Annotated in this window: 2 protein-coding genes; both read right to left on the reverse strand. The window is 45.3% G+C overall.

Translation table 11 applies throughout. The features are described from left to right. A partial coding sequence (locus H6S82_RS22160) for a DUF4058 family protein (RefSeq protein WP_191056712.1) occupies positions 1-353 on the reverse strand: 353 nt, incomplete at its 3' end. A 332-nt stretch (positions 354-685) separates the two neighbouring features. Next, a partial coding sequence (locus tag H6S82_RS22165; RefSeq protein WP_191056713.1) for a HEAT repeat domain-containing protein occupies positions 686-3,938 on the reverse strand: 3,253 nt, incomplete at its 5' end.

Raw genomic sequence — 3,938 nt, forward strand, 5'->3', positions numbered from 1 at the left:
TCTGCTGTAACAACAGTGCCAGTAGCAATTTCACGAATTTCGAGATAACGCTCGTTTACTTCTTCTGCAATGGGAATTGTCACTTTTTCAGGTTGAACGGACAATGATAAAGTAGCAATAGTTGATGTTGGTTCTGCTTTTTTCCCAGTCACTACGGCAACATCGGGAATACCAACTAAAACACTTTCCTCATCACTACTAAAATAAGTTCGCTTTTCAATTTCGACTCGATATTTCTCGCTCAAACGATCCACCAAGTCATCTGCGATCGCTACAATTAAACGGTTATGTACCGCTGACCAAAATTCTGGATTTTCTAGGTAAGGGTTTATTCCGGGAAATGGCGATCGCATAGGATAATTTTAGGTAAATCATAGACTTATAGCTAGGGACTAGCGGCTAGGGCGTCGGAGGGGCGAAGCATTTGGTGAGAAATCTTTTGGTGAAAGTGAAAAATTATCGCCCAAATGCTTCGCCCCTACAGGGGAAGAAGGGATTAGGCGCGAGGGTTGGTTGGAATTAAGAATGCCTTAACCGCCTTGACTGTTGCTATATTTCTAATCATACCAACCAATTAAGATAAAAATGAGAGGGCAAATCTCTTAAGATCGGCTGAGTAAAATAGCGGGAAATAGGTCAATACTTTGCCCAAAAAGAGGGTTTCTTAGAGAAACCCTCTTTCTGGTTAAAACGATCGCACTCTCTCATCCTCCCCAATCTTCTCAGCAATCCACGCCACAATATCGGCAATTAAATTGGGCTGACTGGGTGAAAAGGATTGAAAGGGAATATGACACTGTTCGCTCACAACACAAATCGCGCCATCAAATCGGCTCAAATCGGTGAGGAAAATATCGCTAAATCCCTGCGGTGCTGGTGGTTGGGGATTTTCGTAAAATACTAAAACTGGTTGTTTCTTGCTGTTTCGTTTGAGCGATCGCCTGAAGGAATGCCAATAAAACTTCAGTTCCTGCATTGTTTCCGGTTCTCTGTTTTCCCTTTCCGGACAACCGAGATCGAGCATTTGGTCGTAAATTTCCAAAGCGGGATTATCGGGTTCGATAAACTTGCTACCGTCGATGCAAATTAAGTTAATCACCTGACTCAATTCCGGATGATTTTCTATAGCTTCTGCCAGAATTTCCGGTAATTCTGAAAGAGCGAAACCCTCCGTGACGGCAACGGTATTTGTTTGGCTGTGCCAAGCTTTATAAAAATCTGGATATGTCATATTTTGAGCGCAATGCCAAACAATTTCGTAGCAACGCCCGTACAGATCGAAATCGTTTTCGTAAACGCGCTCTGTCAAGAAATCCTTTAATCCAGTAACTCCCAACCCGCAGGAATTTTCATCGAGAATTACCCTCAAACTATGCACAACTCGTCCGCGAGTTTCTTCATCCCCAGAAGTATGGAGCAATTCGATTAAAGCAGCGATCGCATCTTGATTGCCTGGGTCGATTTGCCCTAAACTGGTAGCAGCTTGCCAACGAGTAAACTCATCCTGACTGGTTTGCAGCAGGTGCGTCAAAGCGTCGCGAGCTTCTTCGTTACCCAGGGCGAGATATCCCAAACTCCTTGCAGATCTTCTCCGGGTTTCTTGATTGTGGCTGTTTCGCACTAGCTGAGATAAAGCAGTTATAGCTTCCTCATTTCCCGGATCGATTTGCCCTAAGTTTTGAGCGGCTAATCTGCGGGTATCTTCATCTCCAGATGTGCGAATTAACTTACACAAAGTAGCGATCGCTTCCCGGTTTCCCGGATCGATTTGCCCTAAATTTTGAGCGGCTAATCTGCGGGTATCTTCATCTCCAGATGTGCGGATTAGGTGAATCAAAGCATCGCGAGCTGCGGAATTACCGGAATCGATTTGCCCTAAATTGTAGGCAGCTTGTCTGCGAGTATCTTCATCTCCAGATGCGTGCATTAACTCAATTAAAAGTCCGATCGCTTCTGGATTCCCCGGTTCGATTTGCCATAAATTCTGGGCGGCTAATTTGCGAGTGTCTTCATCTCCAGAAGTATTAATTAACTGAATTAAGGCGTTGCGTGCTTCCGGATTGCGCGGATCGATTAGCCCCAAATTATAGGCGGCTAATCTGCGGGTGTCTTCATCGCCAGAAGTATGTATTAACTGAATTAGAGCATCGGTAGCTTCGGCGTTTCCGGCATCGATTTGCCACAAATTAAGGGCGGCGATACGGCGGGTATCTTCATCTGCGGAATTGCGGATCAAGTCAATTAGATCTGCGATCGCGTGTGTATTTTTGGGATCGATTTGCCCTAAATTATAGGCAGCTTGGTTGCGCGTATCTTCATCCTCGCTATTTTGTAGCAATTCCAAAAGAGCGTAGATAGCATCTGGGTTTCCCACTCCAATTTGCCCTAAACTTTTAGCACAGCGCCTGCGAGTCTCTTCATCTCTGGAAGTTTGCAGCACTTCAATTAAGGCGGCGATCGCTTCTGGAGAACTTGCGCCAATTTGCCCCAACATTTGGGCCGATCGCCTGATAGTTTTATGTTGCTGACTGTTGTGCAGCAAGTCAATTAAAGCGGCGATCGCTCTGGAACGTTCAGTTTTTTGCAGTGCTGTTTTCGCTTCTTTTTCTAGGGCGAGGAGCGAAGTGCGATCGAGTAAAGCAGTTAGAGTTTTTTGACCGGAAAACTTATGCCTGGATGCACTATCTTTATTCCGCATTGCTGACAGAGAGTTGCACCATCTTTGCTTCTCTATTTCATAAGCAAACGTCCAGTGAACGAGCTGAGCCAAAATCCCATCAGCAAAGCTACAATCTTTAAATTCGGCAATCCCTGCTGCTGCCAAAAAATAAGCGCGATACTCATAAAAATGCTGACAACCGTCCTCAAATTCTAACAGTGCAGCGATCAACTCTTCTTTCTGCTCTTTTGCGACTTCCTCCCGCCCCAACCAAAGCAAAATTACTTCCCGCCACTGGGGTTCAAAAATGCGGTAAGCTCCCATACTGGGGTTGCGGGGAATGTGGTTGAGGAAATAGCGCCAATTCGGAATTGCCTGCGCCGCGAAATATTCTTGGAAAGTGGGATGGAAAAAAGCGTAAACTTCTTCGTGAGGATGTTCTGCGGTTACTCCCACATGATTTAGCCAACCTAGATCGAGAGCTAATTGAAACTGTTGGTACTGGTTCCCCAGCACTTTCTCTACAAAACTATGCCGCAACCTAAATCGAGATTCTTTGGCATTAATTGCTTCTAAAGCTAATTTTCCCAGGCTTTGAGTAAGAGCCTGTCGCTGTTGTTTGGTTGTGGGAAATCGCTCTTGTTTCCATTCATAAATTCCTTCGACAAACTGTTCGTAAAGTCCGGCTTTGGTGTTGGGCAATTCACCAGCACCAAATTGCCAAATATGACATAAAAGTGCCAACCTAAGAGGATTTTTGGCTGCATCGTCGATCCGCTCTCGTCCCGCTCGATCGATCTCTCGTATCAAGCACTTACCCGACTGGGGATTATCGCGGAACCAATGGCGGATGAATTCTTTTACCTGAGCGCGGTTAAAGTCTAAGTTGCGATAAGTGGCGAAGGATTCGAGCGCATTTTTGCCACTATCCCAAACATTCTGCCTACAGGTTAAAACAATTTGGGCGCGATCGAGCCAACCGGAGAGCTGGTTTGCGATCGATGTTAGGGGCGAAATTCCCCCAGATCCCTCGTCCATTTCGTCTGCGCCATCTAGCAGCAACCAAACTCGACCTTGATTGAATTGGTCAACAAAATCATCCTGAATTTCCGGTGATAGTCGCGCTTTGCGAATGGCGTCTTTGAGCCAATCTTCTAGTAAATATTGGTCGAGTTTGAGGTCTTTGTCTTTATCTTGCCAATCAGCTAGGGAAACCCAAATCGGTAAATCTTCGGTGTTTTCTAATACCCAAAAAGCTATCTTTTGTAAAAGGGTAGTT

The sequence above is a fragment of the Planktothrix sp. FACHB-1355 genome (assembly GCF_014748295.1).
GTDB lineage: Bacteria > Cyanobacteriota > Cyanobacteriia > Cyanobacteriales > Aerosakkonemataceae > Aerosakkonema > Aerosakkonema funiforme_A.